This is a genomic window from Synechococcus sp. MU1643, assembly GCF_020514095.1.
Classification (GTDB): domain Bacteria; phylum Cyanobacteriota; class Cyanobacteriia; order PCC-6307; family Cyanobiaceae; genus Parasynechococcus.
On record NZ_VTKY01000005.1, the window covers coordinates 125762 to 150305 of the forward strand.

Sequence of the window (24544 nt, forward strand, 5' to 3'; positions counted from 1 at the left end):
CTGCTGGAGGGAACGATGACCATCACCCCACGAGCGAGGACGGCAACCAGTTCCCAGGCACAGTTCTTCGACTACGCCTCAGCGGCCAATCCTCTGCAGCAGGAGCTGATCAGCACGATCCCCTACCGCAGCTTTTCGGCCAATTTTTTTGATGAAGCCGGAACAGCCCTGCAACCTCTTGATTTGAGTGCCGACTTGCACTGCGAAGGCCCGGCCACGGGTCCATCGCTCTGCGGCAACTTCATTCGGCTGGATCAGGGGTCCCTGCACACCCGTGCGGATGCGACCAGTCAGCTGTTTTTCGTAGCCCGAGGCCATGGGCAAACCGAAGCCTGTGGCCAGGTTTTTCATTGGAGTGAAGGCGATACATTCGTGCTTCCGGCTGGCGGTGAAGCCATCCACAGCAGCGAGGCCTGCGCAGGTCTCTACTGGGTGCACGATGCCCCCCTGCTTCGTTATCTGGGTGTGAGCACCGTGAAACCGGTGTTCGAACCATGCTTCTACAGCCATCAGGATGCTCGCGCGCAGCTGGATGCCATCGCCAGCAATCCGCGCGGAGCCAACGCCAACCGCGTGAGTGTGCTGTTGGGAAACAACGCGTTCCCTCAGACGCGCACCGTCACCCACACCCTCTGGGCCATGTTGGGCATTCTTCCCGCAGGCCAGATGCAGCGCCCCCACCGACACCAGTCGATCGCCCTTGATTTTGCTGTGGCTTGCCAACCCGGTTGCTACACGTTGATCGGCACCGAGCTGGACGAGAACGGGATGATCCGCAATGGGCACCGAGAAGTCTGGGTAGCCGGCGCAGCCTTCGTGACCCCACCGGGCTACTGGCACTCCCACCACAACGAATCCGGCGCCGACGCCTACGTGCTGCCCATTCAGGATGCCGGCCTACACACCTACCTGCGCACGCTCGACATTACTTTCAGCAAAAGAGGCCGAGCTGACTTGAGCAACACCCCATAGCCAGTACAGCCTCAACGGATGAGCAGTTGATGATCCACTGATATCAGGGCACCGTGTTCTGAATAACGACGTGAAATGCGCTCAAGGCGCGTCGAACTCGACAACCAAAGCGCTTCGATGTTGAACGGCTGGTGTGGATCAATCTGCGCAGGCGCCAGGAAAGCTCCTCCATCCGGCAAAAAGATCCAGCGATCAAGATCGCCTGCTGCAAAACGCATTTTCCCTCCAAGCGAAGGGAGGTCGCAACGCCAGTCGCCGATCAGCTGATCCGCCACCAAGGGAGGACATTCCACCGCTGAAGTTCCTGCAAGGAACTCGCGGATCAACACGATCCGATCCAATTGCCCCGCACCATTCCAAAGCAGCACCAAGCGGTGACGGCGTTGGTGCTGCAGGAAGCCAAACTCGGCATAAAGCTTGGTCCAGGTGGACCGGTAGAGCGTCCCCCTCGAAAAACTGCCGGTGCCGAAGACCCCCATATCGGGATCCACGCGCATGAAACTTTGAACGATCCGCTTTTCAGGATCGCCGGCAGGCGGTTGATGGGGAGAACTCGATCCCGCTGCCTCAGGCCAGAGCAGCAGGGTCAGATGAAGGGCAATGCCGGAAGGATCAGGCAGGAGCTTTAAAAGAGAGGGCTGACGTTTGGTGCGTTGCAGCTTCGGATCCATGCTGTCGAACCAGCCGCGCCACTCACCAACGTTGCGCTGCAGGTGCTCCCATTCGCCCACGATCATCCCGATCCCATCGATGCCTGAGGCTAGGCAGTGCTCAGGCCAGACGAGAACAACAACGCGGTCCAACACAACCACTCCGAAGAACAGACAACAAAAATCCCCACCCGGTAAACCGAGTGGGGACGTTTGAAACGAGGAACGACTCGTCGCGGGTTAATTCAGGAGGGAATTAACCGAATTTTCCTGAGGTCGAAGCAATCAGGAAGGCGGCGTAGGTCAAGACATAGCCAACCGTGAAGTGAGCCAAGCCGACGACACGGGCCTGAACGATGGAGAGTGCCACGGGCTTGTCGCGGTAACCCATCATGTTGGCGATGGGGCTGCGCTGGTGAGCCCAGACGATGGTCTCGATCAGTTCCTGCCAGTAACCCCGCCAGGAGATCAGGAACATGAAGCCGGTGGCCCAAACCAGGTGTCCGAAGAGGAACATCCAAGCCCAAACGGCGAGGTTGTTGCTGCCGAACGGGTTGTAGCCGTTGATCAACTGGGAGGAGTTGAGCCACAGGTAGTCGCGGAACCAACCCATCAGGTAGGTGCTGGATTCGTTGAACTGGGCCACGTTGCCGGACCAGATGGCCAGGTGCTTCCAGTGCCAGTAGAAGGTCAGCCAACCCACGGTGTTAAGAGCCCAGAAGACAGCCAGATAGAAGGCGTCCCAGGCAGAGATGTCGCAGGTGCCGCCACGGCCGGGGCCGTCGCAGGGGAAGGAGTAACCGAAGTCCTTCTTGTCAGGCATCAGCTTGGAGCCGCGGGCATCCAGAGCACCCTTCACAAGGATCAGGGTGGTGGTGTGCAGACCCAGAGCAATGGCGTGGTGAACCAGGAAGTCACCAGGGCCGATGGGCAGGAACACATCGGTGTTGCCATTGATCGCGTCCAGCCAGTAGTGCTCACCAGGAATGTTCTGGGCAGCAAGGCTGGCGGAGCTGGAGGCGTTGGAGAGCAGCACGTCCATTCCGTACATGGCCTTACCAGAGGCGGCCTGAACGAATTGGGCGAACACGGGCTCAACCAGGATCTGCTTCTCGGGGGTACCGAAGGCAACGACCACATCGTTGTGGACGTAGAGGCCGAGGGTGTGGAAACCGAGGAACAGAGAGACCCAGCTCAGGTGGCTGATGATCGCCTCCTTGTGCTCGAGCATCCGGGCCAGGACGTTGTCCTTGTTGGCTTCGGGGTCGTAGTCACGGATGAAGAAGATCGCACCGTGGGCGAAGGCACCACACATCAGCGCGATGGCGATGTACTGGTGGTGGGTGTACAGGGCTGCCTGTGTTGTGTAGTCCTTCGCGATGAAGGCATACGACGGCATCGAGTACATGTGCTGCGCCACAAGGCTGGTGACCACGCCAAGGGAGGCCAGAGCCAGACCAAGCTGGAAGTGCAGGCTGTTGTTGATGGTGTCGTAAAGACCCTTGTGGCCAGCGCCGAGGTCACCGGGGGTGCCCTTCGGGGGGTTGTGGGTTTCGAGGATCTCCTTGATGGAGTGACCAATACCGAAGTTGGTCCGGTACATGTGGCCGGCGATCACGAAGAGGCAACCTATGGCCAGGTGGTGGTGGGCAATGTCCGTCAGCCAGAGAGCTTCTGTCTGAGGGTGGAAGCCACCAAGGAAGGTGAGGATGGCGGTGCCGGCACCTTCAGAGCTACCGAAGACCTGATTCAGTGAATCGGGGTTTTCGGCGTACACACCCCAGTTGCCGGTGAAGAAGGGTCCAAGACCGGCGGGGTGAGGCAGAACGTTGAGGAAGTTGTCCCAACCAACGTGCTGACCACGGGCTTCGGGGATCGCAACGTGAACCAGGTGACCGGTCCAGGCGATGGAGCTGAAGCCGAAGAGGACAGCGAGGTGGTGGTTCAGACGCGATTCAGCGTTTTTGAACCAGGCCAGGGAAGGACGAAACTTGGGCTGCAGGTGCAACCAGCCGGCGAAGAGGGCCCAAGCCGACAGGATCATCATGAAGATGGAACCCTGGTACAGCTCGGCATTCGTCGTCATGCCGATTGTGTAGAACCAGTGATAAAGGCCTGAGTAGGCGATGTTCACCGGGGAGGAAGCACCCGCTTGGGTGAAGGCGTCAATGGCGCCTTGACCGAAGTGGGGATCCCAGATTGCGTGAGCGATGGGGCGCACGTGCAGGGGGTCGGCGACCCACTGCTCGAAGTTGCCCTGCCAGGCGATGTGGAACAGGTTTCCCGAAACCCAAAGGCCGATGATCGCGAGGTGACCGAAATGGGTGGAGAAGAGCTTCTGATAGAGGCGCTCCTCCGTCATTCCGTCATGGCTCTCGAAGTCGTGAGCCGTGGCGATCCCGTACCAAATACGGCGGGTTGTCGGGTCCTGGGCCAGACCCTGGCTGAACGAAGGAAATTTCGTTGCCATTAGAGGGAGAGGTCAGGTGAGGTCAGCCGACCACAAGAATGTGGGCGTGGAAGAAGGCCCACGTGGTCGCAATTCCGCCCAAGAGGTAATGGGCAACACCCACGGCACGGCCTTGGATGATGGAAAGGGCACGGGGCTGGATGGCGGGAGCCACCTTCAGCTTGTTGTGAGCCCAGACGATGGACTCGATCAGTTCCTGCCAGTAGCCGCGGCCACTGAAGAGGAACATCAGGCTGAAGGCGAACACAAAGTGAGCGCCGAGGAACATGATTCCGTAGGCGGCTGTGTTCGAGCCATAGCTGTTGATCACCTGCACGGCTTGAGCCCACAGATAGTCACGCAGCCAGCCATTGATGGTGATTGCACTTTGGGCAAAGTTGCCATTGGTGATGTGCGCGACGGAGCCGTCGGCGTTCACCGTTCCCCAGATGTCGCTCTGCATCTTCCAGGAGAAGTGGAAGATCACGATTGACAGGGAGTTGTACATCCAGAACAGGCCCAGGAACACGTGGTCCCAAGCGGAGACCTGGCAAGTGCCACCACGACCAGGACCATCGCAGGAGAAGCGGAAGCCCAGGTTTGCCTTATCGGGGATGAGGCGGGAGCTACGGGCGTACAGCACACCTTTCAGCAGGATCAGCACCGTCACGTGAATCGTGAAGGCGTGAATGTGGTGAACCATGAAGTCGGCTGTGCCGAGCGGCATGGGAGCAGCGGCAACCTTGCCGCCGACGGCGACAACGGAACCGTTGAACACTTCACTCACACCCGCGAGGGCGTTGGGAGCCGTGCTGCCGGCAGCTGCGGCGTGCACGTTCTGAATCCACTGAGCAAAGATCGGCTGAATTGAGATCGCCGAATCACTGAACATGTCCTGGGGACGACCCAGAGCACGCATCGTGTCGTTGTGGACATAGAGGCCGAAGCTGTGGGCTCCGAGCCAGATGCAGACCCAGTTGAGGTGACTGATGATCGCGTCGCGGGCCTTGAGCACCCGATCCAGCACGTTGTCGATGTGCTTCGCGGGGTCGTAGTCGCGAACCATGGCGATGGCTGCGTGAGCCCCTGCACCAACGATCAGGAAACCACCGATCCAGATGTGATGGGTGAAGAGCCCGATCTGGGTGGGGTAGTCGATGGCTTGGTACGGATACGGAGGCATCGCGTACATGTGCTGAGCAACGATGATGCTCACTGAACCACCGATGGCCAGGTTGACCGCCAGCTGGGCATGCCAGGAGGTGGTCATGAATTCATAGAGGCCGTCGTGACCATTGGTGGCAGGGAACAGCAGGGGATCACCCTTCTGACCTTCGTGGATCTCCTTGATGGAGTGACCGATGCCCCAGTTGGTCCGGTACATGTGACCGGCAACGATGAACATCACGGCGATCGCCACATGGTGATGGGCGATGTCGGTCATCCAGAGGCTTCCCGTCACAGGATTCAAGCCACCTTGAAAGGTGAGGAAATCGCTGTAAGCAGCCCAGTTGCCGGAGAAAAAGGCACCAACACCAGAGCTGAAGCCGGGGTAAAGCTGAGCCAGCAGGTCCTGATTGAAGAACTCGTGGGGCAGCGGAATGTCTGCAGCCGAAGCGATGGTCTTGCCGTTCAGAACCAGCGGTTGGCCGGCATCGATGGCATCCATCAACTTGGTGACAGGAGCCGACACGTGGATGACGTGTCCAGCCCAGGAGAGTGAACCGAGACCCAGCAGGCCTGCCAGGTGATGGTTCAGCATCGACTCAACGTTCTGGAACCACTCCAGCTTTGGCGCAGCCTTGTGGTAGTGGAAAACACCGGCGTTGAGCATGAGGCCGGCCATCACCAGAGCACCGATGGCCAAAGCCATGAGCTGGGTTTCACTGGTGATGCCCCAGGCCCGCCACATCTGGAAGAGGCCTGAAGTGATTTGGATGCCTTGGAAGCCGGCACCCATGTCTCCGTTGAGGATTTCTTGGCCAAAGATGGCCCAGACCTGCTGGGCGCTTGGCTTCACATGGGTGGGGTCAGCAAGCCAACCGGAATAGTTGGAGAAGCGGGCGCCATGGAAGAAGGCACCGCTGAGCCAAATAAAGATGACGGCCAGGTGGCCGAAGTGGGCGGAAAAGATCCGCCGAGAGACCTCTTGAAGGTCGCTGGTGTGAGCGTCGAAGTCGTGAGCGTTGGCGTGAAGGTTCCAAACCCAGGTAGTGGTTTTGGGACCTTTCGCGAGGGCGCGGTCGAAATGTCCGGGCTTGCCGAACAGCTCGAAGGTTGCTGGATTGTCAACCTTCTCGACCTGGCTTTTCGCGTCACTCCCACGCTCAGGTGGGCTGATGGTCATCGAGTCGTTCCTCGAGGGACGGGTTTCGAGGTGGTGGGCCACCCCTCCGACGGGCCGAAGCCAATCGGGGCCCCGAACAAGGATCCACAGGAGATCCGTGTTCGGGCGTCAGCACTGCAAGAGGCAAAACCCCTTACCTGCACTGAAGCTGGGGCCCCTAAGAGGGGACCGCTGGCGGAAGCATAGGGGCGGAGAAGGGGGTTAAAGGGCCTTGAGTTACAAAGGTTCAATCCCGTGGCGAGCCAGTCAGCGACAGGCGTCTGCAGAAGGCTGAGAATCAGCGAAACAACAAAGATCTGAAGCAGTAAACAACACAATTTCACGCATATTCCCCTCCTAAATAACTAAAACTCTGACAGTGAAGGGCGGATTGTTCAGAATGATCGAATCTGTTCATGCCCAATGCGTCGCCCTGGCCTGAAGTCGATATGGGCTGTTCTGCTGGCAGCAGTGCTGTTTCTTGGTGCCGGCTTACCTGTTCATGCGCGCCCTGGATTCTTCAATCGCGATGCCAGGTCCGGCACAAAACCGCTGCCGAGTTCAGCCCCCAGCGGGAAGCTCCAGGAAGTAGCTCCTCCAGGGGCAGTGCAACAGCTGCGCCAGAACCTGCAACAGCACCGTCCCTCCCTGCGGCTGATCGATCCAAGCAACGACAGCATCTTTACCACTGACGCCCTTGAGCTGAGCTTCGAAATCGAGGACTGGCCCCTCCGCACCGACCCCGAATTGGGTTTGGGGCCCCATGTTGTGCTTCAAATCGACAACCGCGCCCCCCTTCGGCTCAGCGAAAGCAATGGAAACCGCCTGAAGGTCCGCATCGATGACCTGGAACCGGGCAGCCATCGCTTCAGCGCCTGGGCCGCTTACCCCTGGGGCGAAGCCGTTCAAGCACCGGGAGCCTCAGTCCAGGGGCGCCTGCACCTCTGGCAAAAGCTTCAGGGCACACAACCTGAACGCGATGCCCCCTGGCTGGTTCCAGTCTCACCAGCCGGAGAGCAGGGCCTGCAACCGCTCTTGGTGGATTGGCTGATCTGGAATGCTCCGCTGCAAAACCTGCGGGAGGGCGATGCACGCTGGCGACTTCGCATCAGCATTGATGGAGACAGCTTTTTGGTCGATCACCATGAAGCCCTTTGGCTCAAAGGATCGAATAGTTCAGGCAGCCACGACATTCAGATGGAACTGCTGAATGGGCTGGGTGAGCCGATCACACCGATCTTCAACAATCAGCTGATCCATCTGAAAGCTGCATCCGGTCCCAAGCCGGGCTGGATGCGCCCACGTCTCACCGAAAGCCAGCTCGCGCGCCTGAGCGGCGCCCCTGAGCCTGAAGTTCTGGAGGTGGTCGAATCCTCGCCAGAGCCTCCTCAAAAGACTGAGGAGAAAAAACAAAAGAAGACAGAACAGCCCCGAGACCTTCCTCAGGCTGAGATCAAAGCCGAGGCCGTCGTCGAGGACGAGGTTGAAACCAAGCCCGAGGCCGCCCCCCAACCCAAGGCACCAGAGGAAAGCGATAAGCAGGAGCCTGAGCCGCCCCTTGCTGAACAGCTACCTGCTGAACAGCCATCCCAAGCAGAAACTGCTTGGCCCACTCCTCCCACTCCCGCCCCGGAGAAGCCAGCGGGGCCTCAGCAGCCAGCCGAGCAGGAACCCAAGCTGATGCCGAGCAGCAGCCTGGGAGGATCAGCCCGTGAGTTGCTCAACAGTGATGGGCGCTTGCGCAAACCCTGATCTGGATTCCCTGCCCTGAACCCCACATCTGCCGCTCCCGCTCTGGGCCTAGGACTGAGCCCCAGCGCCATACCGCTGTTGGAGCAGTTGCTGCTGCGCGGCCACATCGACCGGATCAAGGCAACCGACCAAGACATCAACACCGCCCTTGATGGGCACTGGATGGCAGGGAACGTCGTGCTGTTCGTGGGCGCCGTTGGAGCGGTGACACGCCTGATTGCAGCTCGGACCCAAGGCAAGGGGAAGGATCCAGCCGTTCTGGTGCTCGACCCCAAAGGGGAGTTCGTCATCCCGCTGCTTGGGGGCCATTCCGCAGGCGCCGACCAACGCGCCCAAGAGATCGCGATGGATCTAGGCGGGCAGGCGGTGATCACGGGCGCCTGCGCCCATGAAGGACGTCTCCCCCTGGATGCCTTTGGGGAGGGCTGGGGCTGGAGACGCAGCGGGACGGTGGCCAGTTGGCGCGATCTGATGGTGCGGCAATCCCAGGGATCCCGCATCAGCGTTCACCAGTGCAGTGGATCCACCGCCTGGCAAGGCCCTGAAGGCCATCCCTTGCTTCACAAGGTTGAAGCCAACGTTGCGCTGGAGTCCGCTGATCTTGTGATTGGAGCGCGCCTCCAAGGCGATTGCCAGTGGCATCCAGCAACGCTCTGGATCGGGATCGGCTGTGAACGCAACACCAGTCTTTCTCTGGTGGAGAAGGCCATTGCCGAAGCCCTGGCAACAGCAGGGCTGGCGGAAGAGGCTGTCGCCGGAATGGCCAGTGCAGAGCGGAAATCTGATGAACCAGCCCTACTGCATCTGAGCCAAAACCGGACATGGCCGTTCCGGACCTTTGCGGAGCAAGCTCTTGAGTCCATCGAGGTGCCGAACCCCTCCGAAGTGGTGCTCAAGGAAATGGGGACCGCGTCGGTGGCTGAAGCAGCGGCCTTGCTGGCTGCGGGCGAACAAGGTCGTCTAATCCAGCCCAAGCAGATCAGCCGTCCGGCAACAGGGGAAAAGGGTGCCGTGACAGTGGCCATTGCCGAGGCTGCCACCCCCTATGCGCCGGAACGGGGAGAACTGCACCTGGTGGGCAGTGGCCCAGGCGATCTTTCCCTGCTCAGCGGAGACGCCAAAGCAGCCCTCTCCCGTTGTTGCGCCTGGGTTGGCTACAGCCTCTACCTCGATCTTCTGGAACCCCTGCGCCGCTCGGATCAGGCCCGATTCGATGGCCAGCTCACCCGGGAATGGGACCGCTGTGCTGAAGCACTGCGCTTGGCCCAACAAGGGGCAAAAGTTGCTCTGATCTCCTCCGGCGACAGCGGGATCTACGGCATGGCGGGGTTGGCCCTGGAGCTGCTTCTCCAGCAACCCGAGAAGGACCGACCCAGCTTCTCGGTGCATCCCGGCATTTCAGCCTTCCAGCTGGCCGCCGCCCGGGCCGGAGCGCCACTGATGCATGACTTCTGCTGCGTCAGCCTCAGCGATCGCCTCACGCCGTGGACCGTGATCGAAAAGCGACTGGAGGGCGCGGCAGCTGGAGATTTTGTCCTTGCCCTCTACAACCCAAGGTCCAAGGGCCGGGATTGGCAGCTGGGACACGCCAAGGAGATTCTGCTGAAACACCGCCCACCAACAACCCCGGTGATGCTGGCGCGGCAGCTGGGCCGCGCGGAGGAATCCCGTCAGCTCACATGTCTTGAGCGCTTGAAACCTGAAGCAGTGGACATGCTCACGCTGGTTCTGATCGGGAACAGCAGCAGCCGTGCCGAGGATGACTGGATGGTGACGCCGCGCGGGTACCCAGGAGCGAGTCTTCAATGAGGAATGAGTTTTTGTTGGCCTAGCTCAGGTCTTCCATCAAGGCCTGGCAGTGCCACGAAACAATCAATCGGGATGACAGGATTCGAACCTGCGGCCCCTTCGTCCCGAACGAAGTGCGCTACCAAACTGCGCCACATCCCGGCCAGACAATCTTAAAAGATCGATGCTGCTGCGATTGATGCAACAGCACTTGGGCACGGACTAGGGTCATGGATTGAAGAAGCTTCGCCGTGCTCAAGCCGGAGTGGTTGCGCGTAAAGGCTCCGCAGCGCGAACGGATCGGCGCCGTGGCCGACCTGCTGCTGGACTTGAACCTGAACACGGTCTGCCAGGAGGCGAGCTGCCCCAACATCGGCGAATGCTTTGCGGGCGGCACCGCCACGTTTTTGATCATGGGGCCCGGCTGCACCCGCGCCTGCCCCTACTGCGACATCGACTTCGACAAGAGCGTGCGCGAGCTCGATCCCACCGAGCCGCAACGTCTTGGGGAAGCAGTGGCCCGTCTAGGCCTGAAGCACGTGGTGATCACATCGGTGAACCGCGACGATCTCGCCGATGGTGGAGCGTCTCAGTTCGTGGCCTGCATCGAACAGGTGAAGCAACGTTCGCCGCTCACCACGATCGAGCTGTTGATTCCCGACTTCTGCGGCAACTGGGATGCCCTGGCAACGGTGATGGCCGCCGCCCCCCACGTGATGAACCACAACATTGAAACGGTGCCGCGGATGTATCGCTTAGCGCGGCCCCAGGGCATCTATGAACGCTCCCTCGAGCTGCTGCAGCGTGTGCGGGACCAATGGCCCAAGGCCTACAGCAAGTCAGGGCTGATGGTGGGGCTCGGAGAAACCGATGAAGAGGTGATCGAGACGCTCCGGGATCTGCGCAAACACAGGGTCGACATCGTCACCATCGGTCAGTACCTCTCACCTGGCCCGAAGCACCTGGCCGTCGACCGCTTTGTGACCCCGACTCAGTTCGAGACCTACAGAACAGTGGGCGAAGAGGAACTGGGCTTCCTCCAAGTGGTCAGCACACCACTCACCCGCAGCAGCTATCACGCCGGTGATGTGCAACGGCTCATGGCCAGCCATCCCCGCTGACGGGAATCCATTCCTGCAACTGCCAGTGCACCAACCCGGCGCGGATAATTGGGTCGTTCTCCACCCACGCCAGTGCATCAGCATAAGACGACGCCTCAAAGATCAACAAACCCCCGCCGCCAGGCCGCCGGTCACCATCCACCAGGTAACCGCTGCGTAAACGGCGGCCGGCTGCAGCTTCCTGCTCCACCCAGTGGCGGTGAGCTTCCAAGGTGGGTCGCCGCTGCTCCACGGGCAGAGAGGCGGCAACGGCGGTGAAGGTTTCAGTCTTGAGGAACCAGGCCACGGGCTTTCGGCGGCGCTAGGCCGCCACAGCCTGCTTGTCGGCCAATCCCATCGCCTCCCGCTCACTGGGTGGGACCAACACCTTGAAGTGATTCTTCGCCGCAGACCAGTCGGCCAAGAGAGCAGCAGCCTTCTCGCTTCCCGTGAGCGCCACATGCTGTTCCAGCAGCCCCTTCAGAAGCGACTCCTGCTTATCGGTGGTGATGGAGCAGACCTCAACGATCTCCGGGTTCACTCGAGGAGCGACACTCCCCTGCTCATCCAGCAGGAAGGTCACACCACCGGTCATGCCAGCGCCGACATTGCGGCCGGTGCCGCCGAGAACAACCACGACACCGCCGGTCATGTACTCACAGCAATGATCACCAGCTCCCTCCACAACCGTGCGGGCACCGCTGTTACGAACACCGAAACGCTCGCCAGCCCGGCCATGGGCAAACAACTCACCGCCGGTGGCCCCGTAGAGGCAGGTGTTGCCGAGGATCACCTGATCCCCTGGAGAGGCGCAACCGTCTGATGGAACCAGGGTGATACAACCGCTGTTCATTCCCTTGCCCACGTAGTCGTTGGCCTCACCTTCCAGACGAACCTGCATGCCCTGCACCAGGAAGGCACCGAAGCTCTGGCCTGCTGCACCCCGGAAGATGAGATCGAGCTGTCCTTTGAAGCCGCGGTTGCCGTGGCGCTGGGCAATTTCACCAGCCAAACGAGCACAGACACTGCGGTCGGTGTTAATGATCTCGATGCTGCGGCTCACGGAACCGTGGTTCTCCAGCGCAGCCATCAGGTCAGCGTCGGCAAGGAGCTGATCTTCAAGGATCGGTCCATTGCCGTGGGCATGGTCGCTGTGGCGAAGCCAGGAGCGTTCTTCGGCTCCACTGATCGGAGCCAGCAGGCTGGTGAGATCCACGCCCTTGGTCTTGGTCAGATCAACCGAACGGGCCTTGAGCAAATCGGTGCGGCCAATAAGCTCTTCGAGGCGGGTAACGCCGAGCAGACTCATCAGCTGACGCACTTCCTCGGCGACGTACCAGAAGAAGTTGACGACGTGCTCGGGGATGCCGGTGAAACGCTTGCGCAGGTTCTCCTTCTGCGTGGCCACACCCACAGGGCAATTGTTGGTGTGGCAAACGCGAGCCATGACGCAGCCCTCGGCGATCATCGCGATCGAGCCAAACCCATACTCCTCGGCACCTAAAAGGGCAGCGATCACCACATCCCAGCCGGTTTTCAGACCTCCATCAGCACGCAGCAGAACCCGATCGCGCAGACCGTTCTCCACAAGGGAACGATGCACCTCGGTGAGGCCCAATTCCCAGGGGCTGCCGGCGTGCTTGATCGAACTCAGAGGAGATGCACCCGTGCCACCGTCATGACCGGAGATCTGAATCACATCTGCGTTGGCCTTGGCCACACCCGCAGCGATGGTGCCAATGCCAATCTCAGCCACCAACTTCACGCTCACGGGAGCAGCGGGATGCACCTGGTGCAGATCATGGATCAACTGCGCCAGGTCTTCGATCGAATAAATGTCGTGATGTGGCGGCGGTGAAATCAAGGCCACACCTGGCTTGCTGTTGCGCAACCAGGCGATGTACTTGTCGACCTTGGGCCCTGGCAGCTGACCGCCCTCACCGGGCTTGGCGCCCTGGGCCACCTTGATCTCCAGCTGCTTGCCGCTGCGCAAATATTCCGCCGTCACGCCGAAACGACCTGAAGCCACCTGCTTGATCGCCGAGCAGGCGGTATCGCCATTGTGCAAACCACCAATGCTGGGGAATGAGACGGAACGGCCCTCTCCATCCACATCCTTGAGGATCTGGAAGCGCGCAGGGTCTTCACCGCCTTCGCCACTGTTGCTCTTGCCACCGATGCGATTCATCGCCACGGCCAGCACTTCATGGGCTTCGCGAGACAACGCACCAAGGCTCATTCCGCCTGTGCAGAAGCGGGTGCAGATGCTCTCGACGCTCTCCACCTGATCGAGACCCACTGGGGTGGGAGCCAACTTGAACTCCAACAGGTCCCGCAGGGCCATCACCGGACGGTTCTGCAACAAGGCCTGATAAGTGGAGAAGTGGTCGTAACCAGGGCCTTGGGCCACCGCCTTGTGCAGTGCTTTCGAAAGCTCGGGATTGTTGCGGTGGTACTCAGCACCACTGCGGTACTGAACGAAGCCCATGAATTCGAGCTTGCTGCGATTTAGCTCAGGGAACGCCTTGGCATGCATCGAGAGCGTTTCGTTCGCCAGCTCAGCCAGCGTCATGCCGGCAACGCGGCTGGTCGTTCCGGTGAAGGCGGTCTCCACCACATCAGCACCCAAACCGATCGCTTCAAAGATCTGAGCGCCGTGATAGCTGGCCAGCAATGAAATTCCGATCTTGGAGAGGATCTTGCGCAGACCGTTCTCCAGGGACTCGCGAACGTTGGCCTGGGCCTGGTCGGCGTCAAGGGCGGGCAACTTGCCCTGCTCCATCCGCTTCTTGGTCTTGGGGTGATCCAGCCAGTGGCGGGTGGTCTCCCAAGTGAGCCAAGGGCACACAGCACTGGCGCCGTAACCAATCAGGCACGCCATGTGGTGGGTACTCCAGCACTGGGCGGTGTCCACCACCAGAGAGCACTGCAGCCGCAACTTCTGGCGCAGCAGATGGTGATGAACAGCACCAACAGCCAGCAAAGCAGGCATCGCCACAGTCGTGGGGGTCAGCTGTACCGCCGCCCCAGCGCCGTCGACCCGATCTGACAGCACCAGCACCTGCGCACCGGCGCGCACCGCCTGTTCCGAAACGCTGCACAGCGCGGCAATGGCCTGTTGCAGGCCTCCCGCACACGACTCCACAGCCACCTGAGTGGACACGGTCTTGACGGGCAAGCCCTGCTCACTGATCGCCGCCAGTTCCGCCTCGTTCAAAACGGGCGTCTCAAGATGAATGACGGAGGCAGCTTCCGGCTGGGGCTTCAGGGCAGGACGGCGTTCACCCAGATGCATCTCCAGGCTCATCACCAGCTTTTCCCTCAGGGGATCGATCGGAGGGTTAGTGACCTGGGCGAAGCGCTGTTTGAAGTAGTCGTAAAGCAGGTGGGGCTTATCGGAGAGCACCGCCAGGGGGATGTCATCACCCATGCAGTAGGTGGGCTCCTTCCCGAGGGCCGCCATGTCTTCGATGATCAGATCGAAGTCTTCAGCGGTGAAGCCCATGGCGGTTTGCAACCGCAGCAGGTCGAGTTCACCCACCTTTCGATCTTGGGTCCAGGGCTGTGGTGCCACACCGCGACGATGCTGCTGCAGCCAATCGGCATAGGGGAAGCGCCGTGCCGCGTCTTCCTTCACCGACCAGTTGTCGAGCAACTCCCCGCGTTCCAGATCAACGGCCACCATCTGGCCTGGGCCAAGACGCCCCTTCTGAAGAATCGTCTTGTCGCTGAGATCCACCACGCCGGTCTCCGATCCCATGATCACGAAACCGTCTGCCGTGGTGCACCAACGCGCGGGGCGCAGCCCGTTGCGATCAAGCGTGGCACCTACACGCTTGCCGTCGGCAAAAACCAACAGGGCCGGGCCATCCCAGGGCTCCTGAATTCCCGCGTTGAATTCGTACATCGCCGTCACATCAGGACGACTGTCGAGATCGGGCTGATTGCGAAACGCTTCGGGCACCAGCGTGATGAGGCTGTCGGTAATTGACCGACCGCTGCGCACCATTAATTCCAAGGTGGCATCCAGGTTGGCGGAATCGCTGAAGGCAGGGTTCACCACCGGAATCAGGTCATCAGCCGCCTCGCCCCAGACGTTCTCGAGGCTAGCTTCTGAGGCCTTGGCCCAGTTGAGGTTGCCCAGCAAAGTATTGATTTCACCGTTGTGGCCCAGAAGCCGCATCGGCTGCGCCAAGGGCCAGCGCGGCAGCGTGTTGGTGCTGAAGCGACGGTGATAAACGGCAAAGCTCACCTCAAATCGAGGGTCCTGCAGGTCGGCGTAGAACTGCGCCAGCACCTCGGAGCGCACCATCCCCTTGTAGACAACCGTCCGGCTGCTGAGGGAAGCGACATAAACGTCCTGAGCCACCTCAGCACCCAGAGCCGCCCGCACACGGGCACCGATGCGCCGCCGCAACCGCAGCAGCTGCCCATCAAACGTTGCATCGTCTGCATCACCATTCAGCACCCACTGCTCAATCACAGGAGCCGTGGCACGAGCCAAGGGGCCTAGAACCACAGGGTCGACAGGCACCGTTCGCCACCCCAGAGGCTGCATGCCGAGGGCTCTGGCCTCTTCATCACACAGACCTCTCACCTCAGCACGACGGCTGGCATCCGTCGGCATGAACATCATTCCGAGGCCCCGTGCTGCAGCCGCATCGGACCAGACGGCTTTCAGATACGACCAGGGGATCTCGCACAGAACCCCTGCGCCGTCGCCGGAGTCGCCATCCCCCCCGCAACCACCGCGGTGCTCCATGCATCCCAGACCACGAAGGGCCTGCTCCAGCACCCAATGGCTGGCCTGTCCCTGGAGCTGGGCCAGGAAACCAACGCCACATGCATCCTTCTCACCCTCAACAACCTCAGGTGCAGGGCTGTCGCAATAAGGCCAGACAGCGGAACGGATGGCGTCAGACATAGGAAACTCAACCGGACGATCGCATGGCTCTGCAGCTTCGAGCTCTGCAGAAACCATCTCGAGGGACGATCCTAGGCAGGCGCCTCACCGCCAAGGCATTTCATGCTGGCCTTTGCCCCACTTCCCGCGCCACCGCCCGAGCTTCGCCCGGCGCCGAACCAGAGCGGTGAGGTGATGCAAATCGGGCAAGAGCGCAGCAAAGCGATTTGGCTTTGGAGGGGCCGCGACGCAGCTCCAGAGGAGCTGTGGCTGCCCCTGGAGGTTCTGGAGTCCCGACTGGGTTTCAGACGGGTGTCTCGCTTCGATGGAGAGGCACTGGAATGGTTTGGTCGAACAGTCCCCTTGACCTCAATGACGACCCGATCTCTCGGGGACGAAGTCGGCCTTGAAGTAAGCGACTGGTTGGCCGCAACAGGCGTCAGCTCCAAAGTGAGAGGAACCACCTTGGAGCTGCGGCTGCCCCCTCCAACGGTGAACAACCTTCGCCGCGGCAAGGGTTCAACAGCCGATCGTTTGGTGCTGGACCTGACCGGCCCTGCCCTGGTGCAGCGGTTGAACGGCGACCTGTTGCTGGAACTAAAGATGTCGCGGACCCAGCGACGTCAACTCAAGGCGTGGGGGCTCACCCCAGAGCAGCATCGGCACGGCGGCCTTGTGCTGAAGGGGCAAGCCACCAAGTTGAGGAGCCTGAGCCTGGCGTCCCCCTGGCGGGTGGTGCTGGATGGCGTGCAGGTCGGCGGTCGCCGCCCAGCTCAAAGCGCACGCCTGCCCCTTAGCGATCCAGCTGTAGCTCAAATGCTGAGGAGGGGCTTCGTCTTGGAGCGACGCACCATCAAGGTGGGGGTGAAACCCATTCAGGTGTTCCGTGCCGGCGGCGACCTGAGCCGTCTCGGCATCACCCTTCAGCCCCTGGTCAAGGCCGAACAGCAACAGGGCCTGCGTTTTCTGCCTCAGCTTTCCCAACCCGCAGGAGCGCTGGTCGCAGTAAATGGAGGCTTTTTCAACCGGATCAATCAAGTCCCCCTGGGGGCCTTGAGGCATCAGGGGGTCTGGCTTTCAGGTCCGATCCTGAACCGCGGCGTGATCGCTTGGGGGGCCTCAGGAGATCTGCAATTCGGCCGGCTGCGGCTGAACCAGACGCTGCAGGTGAACAACGGTCGCCGTTGGAGCCTCACGGCACTCAACAGCGGTTACGTCCAGAAGGGGCTGAGCCTCTACACACCTGCATGGGGGGCCCGCTACCGGGCCCTGAGCGGCGAGGAGGAAGCTCTGTTAATTCGCGGCGGCCGCGTCGAGACAACATTCGACCACCACAGCCTGCAACGTGGCATCGCCATTCCCAAAGACGCTGCGTTGGTGATCGCCCGCGGGCGGGCGCCACTGCCCGCTCGACCTGGTGATCGGATCGAGGTGAAAGCGCGATCCAGTTCTCCCCTGGCCCAACATCCCAATGTTCTGGGCGGCGGTCCGCTTCTGATGCAAAACGGCCAAGTGGTGCTGAATGGACGCCAGGAAGGATTTAGTCCTGGCTTCATGAGCTTGGCGGCACCGAGAACGGTGGTGGCTCAGGGGCCGAGCGGCCAATGGCTGATGACCTTGCGTGGTGCCGCTGGCGGTGATCCCACTCTTGTGGAAACAGCCCTGGTAGCCAAGCAACTGGGCCTGCGAGATGCCTTGAACATGGATGGCGGCAGTTCCACCACCCTCGTGGTGGCCGGACGAACCGTGATGAACGGCCGAGGCAGCACCCCGAGAGTCCATAACGGTCTGGGGCTCATCCCCCTCTGAGACCTGCAAAAGTGGGGGCCCCGATGAACTGAGCATGGCTGCCAATCTGCGGCTGACTGCTGCCGCTGCTGCCGAGCTAGGGCGTCAAGCGGCCGTGGCGGGAACACCGGGGCAGATGCATCTCGATCTCACTCCCGGGGAGTGCGCACAACATGTGCTGCGCATCCGGGCAGGACATTTGGCCGGCGTCGCGATCGCAAGGGCCGATGGCGTGACTCTGCACGCCCCTACAGAACAACTCAAATTGCTTGAAGGCCTTTGCCTGGACTATCGGGGCGACCTCAGTGGTGGTGGTTTTCTGATCCGCAACAGCGACGGTGTTGAGCCCTGTGCATGCGGCAGCGCCTTCAGCCGCGTTTGAGGGGGGACCATCACCCGGTATCGTGGTCGATTGTCGAATCAGGTCGGGAGTCCGACCGCTCACCGACCATCGATGCCAACCATCCAACAGCTGATCCGCACTGAGCGCTCACGCCTCAAGGCCAAGACCAAGTCACCAGCCCTGAAGTCGTGTCCTGAGCGTCGCGGTGTTTGCACCCGCGTTTACACCTCAACGCCCAAAAAGCCAAACTCGGCTCTGCGCAAGGTGGCACGTGTACGCCTGACCTCCGGCTTTGAAGTCACGGCTTATATCGGCGGTGTCGGTCACAACCTGCAGGAACACTCGGTGGTGTTGATCCGCGGCGGTCGTGTCAAAGACCTACCGGGCGTCCGTTACCACATCATCCGCGGAACCTTGGATACCGCTGGCGTGAAAGACCGGCGTCAGTCCCGCTCCAAGTACGGCGCCAAGGCTCCGAAGGAGTGATCACCGGTTTTTTTTTCATCCCCATAACGTTCTGATCTCTAATGTCACGCCGCAACGCCGCTGAGAAGCGCCCGATTCTTCCCGACCCTCAGTTCAACAGCCGTCTCGCCACGATGATGGTTGTGCGCCTGATGCAGCACGGCAAGAAGTCGACAGCGCAACGGATCCTGTCCGACGCGTTCGGCCTGATCAACGAGCGCACCGGCGGAGATCCGCTCGAACTGTTCGAGACTGCCGTCAAGAACGCCACACCCCTGGTGGAAGTACGCGCCCGCCGCGTTGGTGGTGCCACTTATCAGGTGCCCATGGAAGTGCGCCAGGAGCGCGGCACTGCCATGGCCCTGCGCTGGCTCGTGAGCTTCTCTCGCTCCCGGAATGGCCGGAGCATGGCCCAGAAGCTGGCTGGAGAACTGATGGATGCCGCCAACGAGGCTGGCAATGCCGTTCGCAAGCGCGAAGAAACCCACAAGATGGCAGAAGCCAACAAGGCTTTCGCCCACTACCGCTACTGAGCCTCGCGTGACAGCCATCAACACAGATGTTCATGGCTGACCTGTAGAGTCACCCCGCCTTTTCACGCCCCACCCCCGGAGAATTTCCTGTGGCCCGCGACTTCCCCCTGGAACGCGTCAGAAATATTGGTATCGCTGCTCACATCGATGCCGGCAAAACCACCACGACTGAACGGATCCTGTTCTATTCCGGTGTGGTTCACAAAATCGGCGAGGTGCACGACGGCGCCGCAGTGACCGACTGGATGGCCCAGGAACGGGAGCGTGGCATCACGATCACCGCAGCTGCCATTTCGACGTCCTGGCAAGACCATCGTGTCAACATCATTGATACGCCTGGCCACGTGGACTTCACCATTGAGGTGGAGCGCTCCATGCGCGTGCTGGATGGTGTGATCGCCGTCTTCTGCGCCGTTGGTGGTGTGCAGCCCCAATCCGAAACCGTCTGGCGTCAGGCCGATCGCTATTCCGTTCCTCGGATGGTGTTCGTGAACAAGATGGACCGCACCGGTGCGGACTTCCTCAAGGTTCACGGCCAGATCAGGGATCGCCTCAAAGCCAACGCGGTTCCGATTCAGCTTCCGATTGGTGCTGAGGGTGAGCTCAGCGGCATCATCGACCTTGTTGCCAACAAGGCATACATCTATAAGAACGACCTCGGCACCGATATCGAAGAAGCCGATGTGCCGGCTGACATGGCCGACGAGGTGACCGAATGGCGTAACACCCTGATGGAAACCATCGCCGAAACCGACGAGGCTCTGATCGAGAAGTTCCTCGAGACCGGTGAACTCAGCGTTGACGAGCTCAAGAAAGGTATCCGTGAAGGCGTGCTCAAGCACGGTCTGGTGCCCATGCTCTGCGGCTCCGCCTTCAAAAACAAAGGTGTGCAGCTCGTTCTGGACGCTGTGATCGACTACCTGCCTGCTCCAGTCGACGTCCCCCCCATCCAGGGTGTGCTTCCCGACGGCAGCGAAGCGGTTCGTCCGTCCGACGACAACGCCCCCTTTAGTGCCCTCGCCTTCAAGGTGATGGCCGATCCCTACGGCAAACTCACTTTCGTCCGGATGTACTCCGGCGTCCTCGAGAAAGGCAGCTATGTTCTCAATTCCACCAAAGGTGAGAAGGAGCGCATCTCACGTCTGGTGGTGCTCAAGGCTGATGACCGTGAGGAAGTTGACGCACTTCGTGCCGGCGACCTCGGTGCAGTGCTCGGACTGAAGAACACCACAACGGGTGACACTCTTTGCACTCAAGACGATCCGATCGTCCTCGAGACCCTGTTCATCCCCGAACCGGTGATCTCAGTTGCTGTTGAGCCGAAGACCAAAGGCGACATGGAGAAGCTCTCCAAGGCTTTGGTTTCTCTGGCTGAAGAGGATCCCACCTTCCGCGTCAACACCGACTCCGAGACCGGCCAGACCGTGATCGCCGGCATGGGCGAACTCCACCTGGAAATCCTTGTGGACCGCATGCTGCGCGAGTTCAAGGTGGAAGCCAACATCGGTGCACCTCAGGTGTCCTATCGCGAAACCATTCGTGCTTCCGCAGGTGGCGAAGGCAAGTTCTCCCGTCAAACCGGTGGTAAGGGTCAGTACGGCCACGTTGTGATCGAAATGGAACCGGGCGAGCCCGGCTCCGGTTTCGAATTCGTCAACAAAATCGTCGGCGGTGTCGTTCCGAAGGAATACATCAAGCCCGCTGAGCAGGGCATGAAGGAGACTTGCGAATCTGGTGTGATTGCCGGATACCCCCTCATCGATGTGAGATGCACCTTGGTGCATGGCTCTTATCACGACGTCGACTCTTCGGAGATGGCGTTCAAGATCGCCGGATCCATGGCCTTCAAGGACGGCGTCAAGAAGTGCAATCCTGTGCTGCTTGAGCCAATGATGAAGGTCGAGGTCGAAGTCCCCGAGGATTTCCTTGGCTCGATCATCGGCGACCTGTCCTCCCGTCGAGGTCAGGTTGAGGGCCAGTCCGTCGATGACGGCACGTCCAAAATCTCGGCCAAGGTGCCCCTTGCCGAGATGTTCGGTTACGCCACCCAGCTCCGCTCCATGACCCAGGGCCGGGGCATTTTCTCGATGGAATTCGACAATTACGCCGAAGTTCCTCGCAATGTGGCTGAGGCCATCATTTCCAAGAATCAGGGCAATTCCTGATCTCTAAACTCCTCCCAATCCAACCCTCGATTCTTTAAACACCCATGGCACGCGAGAAGTTCGAAAGGAACAAGCCCCACGTCAACATCGGCACCATCGGCCACGTTGACCACGGCAAGACCACCCTCACCGCTGCGATCACCAACGTGCTCGCCAAGAAGGGTCAGGCTGAGGTTCAGAACTATGCCGATATCGACGGCGCACCCGAAGAGCGTGAGCGCGGCATCACCATCAACACCGCTCACGTTGAGTACGAAACCGAGACGCGTCACTACGCTCACGTGGACTGCCCTGGCCACGCGGACTATGTGAAGAACATGATCACCGGTGCCGCTCAGATGGACGGCGCCATCCTGGTGTGTGCTGCCACCGACGGCCCCATGGCCCAGACCAAAGAGCACATCCTTCTGGCCAAGCAGGTGGGCGTTCCCGCTCTGGTGGTTGCACTGAACAAGTGCGACATGGTCGATGACGAGGAGATCATCGAACTGGTGGAAATGGAGATCCGTGAACTGCTCTCCAGCTACGACTTCCCCGGCGATGACATCCCTGTCGTTCAGGTGTCTGGCCTGAAGGCCATCGAAGGAGAGGCTGAGTGGGAAGCCAAGATCGAGGAACTGATGTCGGCTGTTGACGCCAGCATTCCTGAGCCCGAGCGGGAAGTGGACAAGCCCTTCTTGATGGCTGTGGAAGACGTCTTCTCCATCACCGGTCGTGGCACTGTCGCCACCGGCCGTATTGAGCGCGGCATCGTCAAAGTCGGCGAAGAAATCGAGATCGTCGGTATTCGCGAGCCTCGCAAAACAACCGTCACCGGTGTTGAGATGTTCCGCAAGCTGCTCGACGAGGGCATGGCTGGCGACAACGTTGGCCTGCTGCTTCGCGGCATCCAGAAGGAAGACATCGAACGCGGCATGGTGCTGGTGAAGCCTGGCTCCATCACCCCTCACACCAAGTTCGAGGGTCAGGTGTACGTGCTGAAGAAGGAAGAAGGCGGCCGCCACACTCCTTTCTTCGCTGGCTACCGCCCGCAGTTCTACATCCGTACAACGGATGTGACCGGCCAGATCACCGCCTTCACCGCTGAAGACGGCAGCAATGTCGAAATGGTGATGCCTGGTGACAACATCCAGATGACTGGTGAGCTGATCTGTCCTGTTGCGATGGAAACCGGCATGCGTTTCGCTATCCGCGAAGGCGGCCGCACCATCGGTGCTGGCGTGGTCTCCAAGATCATCGAGTGATCAGCGCAAGCTGAACCTCACGGCAGGAGATGGAGGGGCCTAGCCCCCCATCTCCTACATTTCTAAGAACCTCGACAACTGAAGTCCTACTTCGAACTCGAAGATTTTTCGTCCCCCTCCTATGTCCACTGCCATCGCTCAGCAGAAAATCCGCATCCGCCTGAAGGCGTTCGACCGCCGCATGCTGGATCTCTCATGCGAGAAAATCATTGATACGGCCGATAACACCGCTGCTACCGCAATCGGCCCGATCCCCCTGCCCACGAAACGCAAGATTTACTGCGTTTTGCGCTCTCCCCACGTGGACAAGGACTCCCGCGAGCACTTCGAGACCCGCACCCACCGTCGGATTATTGACATCTACAGCCCGTCTGCCAAGACCATCGATGCGCTGATGAAGCTCGATCTCCCCAGTGGTGTGGACATCGAAGTGAAGCTCTGATCCGTTCGATCAGAACTTCACTTTCCTAGGATTCAGTTGCATACAACACGTCGTTCGTGTCCGAATTTTCTGTGAGGGAGCTTCCCCTGTTCCCCCTGCCGGACGTCGTGTTGTTCCCGCAGCAACTGTTGCCGCTGCACGTTTTTGAATCGCGTTATCGGATGCTTCTTCAGACGGTTCTGGAGACCGACAAGCGCTTCGGCATTGTTCGCATCAACCCTGAGAACGGCGAAATGGCCGAGATCGGTTGCTGCGCTGAGGTGCTTCAGCACCAAACAACGGAAGATGGTCGCAGCTACATCGTTTCGTTGGGCCAACAGCGGTTCCGGCTGCTGAACATCACGCGGGAAACGCCCTATCGAACAGCGATGGTGAGCTGGCTGGAGGATGAGTCCGTGGCCGACACCGACCAGCTCAACAGCTTGCGGGACAAGGTCAGCGAAGCCTTGGGCGACGTCGTTCAGCTGACCAGCAAACTGCAGAACCGAGAGGTGGAACTCCCTGACGATCTGCCTGATCTACCGCGGGAGCTGTCGTTCTGGATCAGCGCACATCTGGATCAGGCCGCCTCGGAGCAGCAGAGTCTTCTGGAACTGACCGACACCCACGAACGGTTGAGTCAGCAGTTTGAGATGTTGGATCACACCCGACGCCAATTGGCGGCCCGCACTGTGTTGATGGATCTGAAGTGATGGTGGGATCTCTGCTGCTGGTGGCCGGAGCCGTTGGAGCCACTGGAATCGCGCTGTGGCTTCGCCGCGACCGGCGCTACAAATCGTCGGAGAGTGTCGCCTCCGCTTACGACGCTTGGACGGAAGACCGTTTGTTAGAGCAGCTCTGGGGAGAGCATGTCCATCTCGGCCATTACGGGACCCCGCCAAGCTCCTGCGACTTCCGCGAAGCCAAGGAGACCTTCGTCCACGAGCTGATGCGATGGAGCGGTCTGGACCAACTTCCCGCTGGCAGCCGGGTGCTCGATGTGGGATGCGGCATCGGTGGCAGTGCCCGAATCCTGGCGCGGGATTACGGGTTGGACGTTCTCGGCATCAGCATCAGCCCAGCCCAGGTGAAACGAGCAACACAACTCACCGCATCAGGCCTGACCTGCCATTTCCAGGTGATGGACGCCTTGAATCTTCAACTGCCCGATCAGAGCTTTGATGCGGTCTGGAGTGTGGAGGCCGGTCCACACATGCCTGATAAACAGCGTTATGCCGATGAACTGCTGCGGGTACTGCGCCCTGGGGGACTGCTTGCTGTGGCCGACTGGAATCGCCGCGACCCATCCGATGGCGGCATGGCGCGAACCGAACGTTGGGTGATGCGTCAGCTGCTCAACCAGTGGGCCCACCCTGAATTCGCAAGCATCAAGGGGTTCTGTCAAAACCTCGACAACAGCGTCTACAACCGTGGCGAGATCGTCACCGGTGACTGGACCCAGGCCACGCTTCCCTCATGGATTGACTCCATTGTCGAGGGCATCCGACGTCCCTGGGCTGTGCTCAATCTGGGACCGAAAGCGGTACTGCAAGGCCTGAGAGAGACACCGACGTTGTTGCTGATGCACTGGGCCTTCGCCACCGGGCTGATGCAATTCGGGGTCTTTCGAATCAGAAAAGACTGA

The 24544-nt window shown here is 60.4% G+C and carries 18 protein-coding genes and 1 tRNA gene; 13 read left to right on the plus strand and 6 right to left on the minus strand.

The annotated features are described in order from the left end of the window. Window positions 1–15: 15 nt before the first annotated feature. Complete coding sequence (locus FZX09_RS09265) at window positions 16–972, plus strand: cupin (protein ID WP_226402163.1); 957 nt, start codon at window positions 16–18, stop codon at window positions 970–972. Between the two features lie 11 nt (window positions 973–983). On the opposite strand, the gene FZX09_RS09270 is transcribed toward FZX09_RS09265, so the two are convergent. The 3 genes from FZX09_RS09270 to psaA all read right to left on the minus strand — a co-directional run bounded on the left by FZX09_RS09270 (window position 984) and on the right by psaA (window position 6418). Further along, complete coding sequence (locus tag FZX09_RS09270; RefSeq protein ID WP_226402164.1) at window positions 984–1775, minus strand: DUF3598 family protein; 792 nt, start codon at window positions 1773–1775, stop codon at window positions 984–986. A 103-nt stretch (window positions 1776–1878) separates the two neighbouring features. Further along, entirely contained in the window at window positions 1879–4092 is a 2214-nt protein-coding gene (gene psaB / locus FZX09_RS09275; RefSeq protein ID WP_226402165.1) for a photosystem I core protein PsaB, read from the minus strand. A gap of 22 nt (window positions 4093–4114) precedes the next feature. After that, window positions 4115–6418: a photosystem I core protein PsaA gene (gene psaA, locus FZX09_RS09280; RefSeq protein WP_226402166.1), complete on the minus strand. Its 2304-nt coding sequence runs from the start codon at window positions 6416–6418 to the stop codon at window positions 4115–4117. Between the two features lie 402 nt (window positions 6419–6820). On the opposite strand from psaA, the gene FZX09_RS09285 reads away from it, so the two are divergent. Then, window positions 6821–8149 carry a hypothetical protein gene (locus FZX09_RS09285; protein ID WP_226402167.1) on the plus strand — a complete coding sequence of 443 codons (1329 nt, stop codon included), beginning with the start codon at window positions 6821–6823 and terminating at the stop codon, window positions 8147–8149. 69 nt (window positions 8150–8218) lie between these two features. Continuing rightward, on the plus strand, window positions 8219–9958 hold the full coding sequence (gene cobJ, locus FZX09_RS09290; RefSeq protein ID WP_226402225.1) for a precorrin-3B C(17)-methyltransferase: 1740 nt from the start codon (window positions 8219–8221) through the stop codon (window positions 9956–9958). 67 nt (window positions 9959–10025) lie between these two features. On the opposite strand, the gene FZX09_RS09295 is transcribed toward cobJ, so the two are convergent. After that, a tRNA-Pro gene (locus tag FZX09_RS09295) sits at window positions 10026–10099 on the minus strand. Between the two features lie 89 nt (window positions 10100–10188). On the opposite strand from FZX09_RS09295, the gene lipA reads away from it, so the two are divergent. Further along, the gene (lipA, locus tag FZX09_RS09300; protein WP_226402168.1) at window positions 10189–11058 is read left to right on the plus strand and encodes a lipoyl synthase; all 870 of its coding nucleotides are present in this window, start codon (window positions 10189–10191) and stop codon (window positions 11056–11058) included. Here the strand turns inward: lipA and FZX09_RS09305 are convergent. Continuing rightward, a complete protein-coding gene (locus tag FZX09_RS09305) occupies window positions 11036–11344 on the minus strand; it encodes a YciI family protein (protein WP_226402169.1) in 309 nt (102 codons plus the stop codon). The genes lipA and FZX09_RS09305 overlap by 23 nt on opposite strands. A gap of 15 nt (window positions 11345–11359) precedes the next feature. After that, window positions 11360–15961 carry a glutamate synthase large subunit gene (gltB, locus tag FZX09_RS09310; RefSeq protein ID WP_226402170.1) on the minus strand — a complete coding sequence of 1534 codons (4602 nt, stop codon included), beginning with the start codon at window positions 15959–15961 and terminating at the stop codon, window positions 11360–11362. A gap of 102 nt (window positions 15962–16063) precedes the next feature. Between gltB and FZX09_RS09315 the strand changes: the two genes are divergently transcribed. The 9 genes from FZX09_RS09315 to FZX09_RS09355 all read left to right on the plus strand — a co-directional run bounded on the left by FZX09_RS09315 (window position 16064) and on the right by FZX09_RS09355 (window position 24544). After that, a complete protein-coding gene (locus FZX09_RS09315) occupies window positions 16064–17749 on the plus strand; it encodes a phosphodiester glycosidase family protein (protein ID WP_226402171.1) in 1686 nt (561 codons plus the stop codon). A 34-nt stretch (window positions 17750–17783) separates the two neighbouring features. Then, window positions 17784–18110 carry an AIR synthase gene (locus FZX09_RS09320; RefSeq protein ID WP_226402172.1) on the plus strand — a complete coding sequence of 109 codons (327 nt, stop codon included), beginning with the start codon at window positions 17784–17786 and terminating at the stop codon, window positions 18108–18110. Between the two features lie 72 nt (window positions 18111–18182). After that, a complete protein-coding gene (gene rpsL / locus FZX09_RS09325; RefSeq protein ID WP_006850614.1) occupies window positions 18183–18557 on the plus strand; it encodes a 30S ribosomal protein S12 in 375 nt (124 codons plus the stop codon). Between the two features lie 41 nt (window positions 18558–18598). Continuing rightward, the gene (gene rpsG / locus FZX09_RS09330; RefSeq protein WP_226402173.1) at window positions 18599–19069 is read left to right on the plus strand and encodes a 30S ribosomal protein S7; all 471 of its coding nucleotides are present in this window, start codon (window positions 18599–18601) and stop codon (window positions 19067–19069) included. Between the two features lie 89 nt (window positions 19070–19158). Next, complete coding sequence (gene fusA, locus FZX09_RS09335) at window positions 19159–21234, plus strand: elongation factor G (RefSeq protein WP_226402174.1); 2076 nt, start codon at window positions 19159–19161, stop codon at window positions 21232–21234. Window positions 21235–21278: 44 nt separating this feature from the next. Next, window positions 21279–22478, plus strand: coding sequence for an elongation factor Tu (gene tuf, locus FZX09_RS09340; protein ID WP_226402175.1), 1200 nt, complete (start codon window positions 21279–21281; stop codon window positions 22476–22478). Window positions 22479–22599: 121 nt separating this feature from the next. Next, complete coding sequence (gene rpsJ, locus FZX09_RS09345) at window positions 22600–22920, plus strand: 30S ribosomal protein S10 (RefSeq protein ID WP_226402176.1); 321 nt, start codon at window positions 22600–22602, stop codon at window positions 22918–22920. A gap of 56 nt (window positions 22921–22976) precedes the next feature. Beyond that, entirely contained in the window at window positions 22977–23612 is a 636-nt protein-coding gene (locus tag FZX09_RS09350; RefSeq protein WP_226402178.1) for an LON peptidase substrate-binding domain-containing protein, read from the plus strand. Next, entirely contained in the window at window positions 23612–24544 is a 933-nt protein-coding gene (locus tag FZX09_RS09355) for a methyltransferase domain-containing protein (protein ID WP_226402180.1), read from the plus strand. Before FZX09_RS09350 ends, FZX09_RS09355 begins: the two co-directional genes overlap by 1 nt.

Excerpts from the sequence above, each read along its gene's own strand:
- FZX09_RS09285 (WP_226402167.1), top strand. The coding sequence starts at position 6,821 with ATGCGTCGCCCTGGCCTGAAGTCGATATGGGCTGTTCTGCTGGCAGCA.
- FZX09_RS09265 (WP_226402163.1), top strand. The coding sequence starts at position 16 with ATGACCATCACCCCACGAGCGAGGACGGCAACCAGTTCCCAGGCACAG.
- gltB (WP_226402170.1), bottom strand. The coding sequence starts at position 15,961 with ATGTCTGACGCCATCCGTTCCGCTGTCTGGCCTTATTGCGACAGCCCT.
- FZX09_RS09320 (WP_226402172.1), top strand. The coding sequence starts at position 17,784 with ATGGCTGCCAATCTGCGGCTGACTGCTGCCGCTGCTGCCGAGCTAGGG.
- psaA (WP_226402166.1), bottom strand. The coding sequence starts at position 6,418 with ATGACCATCAGCCCACCTGAGCGTGGGAGTGACGCGAAAAGCCAGGTC.
- rpsL (WP_006850614.1), top strand. The coding sequence starts at position 18,183 with ATGCCAACCATCCAACAGCTGATCCGCACTGAGCGCTCACGCCTCAAG.
- FZX09_RS09315 (WP_226402171.1), top strand. The coding sequence starts at position 16,064 with ATGCTGGCCTTTGCCCCACTTCCCGCGCCACCGCCCGAGCTTCGCCCG.
- rpsJ (WP_226402176.1), top strand. The coding sequence starts at position 22,600 with ATGTCCACTGCCATCGCTCAGCAGAAAATCCGCATCCGCCTGAAGGCG.
- psaB (WP_226402165.1), bottom strand. The coding sequence starts at position 4,092 with ATGGCAACGAAATTTCCTTCGTTCAGCCAGGGTCTGGCCCAGGACCCG.
- FZX09_RS09355 (WP_226402180.1), top strand. The coding sequence starts at position 23,612 with ATGGTGGGATCTCTGCTGCTGGTGGCCGGAGCCGTTGGAGCCACTGGA.
- tuf (WP_226402175.1), top strand. The coding sequence starts at position 21,279 with ATGGCACGCGAGAAGTTCGAAAGGAACAAGCCCCACGTCAACATCGGC.
- rpsG (WP_226402173.1), top strand. The coding sequence starts at position 18,599 with ATGTCACGCCGCAACGCCGCTGAGAAGCGCCCGATTCTTCCCGACCCT.